At 62.5% G+C, this 1,268-nt stretch carries 1 protein-coding gene and 1 pseudogene; both read right to left on the bottom strand.

Features of this window, described 5'->3' with window-relative positions; all coding sequences use genetic code 11:
• Nucleotides 1-695: MCP four helix bundle domain-containing protein (locus F2P46_RS35870; protein ID WP_208296924.1), on the bottom strand; the 695-nt coding region annotated here is incomplete at its 3' end.
• A gap of 289 nt (nt 696-984) precedes the next feature.
• Nucleotides 985-1,268, bottom strand: a pseudogene (locus F2P46_RS35865) (hypothetical protein); the annotation flags it as partial.

The following is a 1,268-nucleotide window of genomic DNA, read 5'->3' as shown; positions in this document are numbered from 1 at the left end:
AGGTCGCCGCTGGCGACCGTGCCGGCCACCGCCACGGCAGCCTTCAGCGGCACGGTGATCGAGCGCGTGATCAGGAAGGCGCACGCGGCCCCGGTCAGCACGGCCAGGGTGCCGAGCACCAGCAGCAGCTCGATGGTGCGGGTGTTGGCCTTGTCGATGGAAAGCGCGGTGTCGTCGATGGCTTTGCGCTGCAGCGCCAGCATGTCCTGGATGCCGCGCTCGTAGGCTGCGGCCGATGGCGTAAAGGTACTGTTGAACAGCTGCTCGGTGGCGGCCGGGTCGCCCGCCTTCTTGGAAGCCATCACCTGTTCCTTGGCTACCTGGAAGGTGGCGCGCAGGGCCTGGATCGACTTCATCATGGCTTTTTCTTCATCGCTGGTGAGCAGCGGTTCGATTTGCTTGATCAGCGCCGTGCTGCGCTTGACGCCTTCGCTGACGGTGCCGGCGAAGGTGCTCGAGAGGGTGTCGTCGGTGCTGCGCGCGATCAGGGCGGTGCGCCCGACCGCCGCAAACACCATCACGTACCAGTCCGACACCAGGCGCTCCTTGCTCAAAGGCTGGGCCATCATCAGTTCCGTCGCACGCGCGTTGTCGCGCGCCGCAATGATGGCGTAGGCCGTGGAGACAATGGACAGAACCAGGACGATCGCAAAAGCGATCGCCAGGCGTGAACCGATGCGGACGTTGGGGAACATGTGTTTTTCCTGACAGGGGTGGATATTGATAATGCCGATCGGCAATTATCCTCTTGTTGCTGTCAATACGACCACGATTATTGTTCCTGAGAAGCAATTCTAAGCCGTATTGTTGTTTCCACTCAACATTAAAGGGGACCTCGAAAAACCGTAGCGAGCGGTGCAAGTTTCGTTCGAGAAGCGCAGCCGTACGAAGGTACGGTGAGCATCGCAGGACGAAAATTGCGCCGCGCAGTAGGTTTTTCGAGGTCCCCTAAAGTATGTTCATGGCCTCAAGCATGCGCGCGGGTCAAGCCGCCAGTTTCAGGCGCGTGTTGGCCGGCGCATGGCGCAGGTGTCGCGCTGATGGCGTGGCCGCCAGCTTGAAGCCGCCGGCCACCTCGGCCAGGCGCGCCGCCTGTTCTTCCAGGCTACCGGCCGCCGCCGCCGCTTCTTCCACCAGCGCGGCGTTCTGCTGCGTCACCTGGTCCATCTGCGCAATCGCCTCGTTGACCTGGTCGATGCCGACGCGCTGCTCGTTACTGGCGGCCGTAATCTCGGACATGATGTCGGTTACGCGCGCCACGCTGTCGA

Source organism: Massilia sp. CCM 8734, assembly GCF_011682155.1.
GTDB classification, from domain to species: Bacteria; Pseudomonadota; Gammaproteobacteria; order Burkholderiales; family Burkholderiaceae_D; genus Telluria_A; species Telluria_A rubra.
Note: the sequence above shows the minus strand (reverse complement) of the source record. Positions and strands in the feature narration are given on the sequence as shown.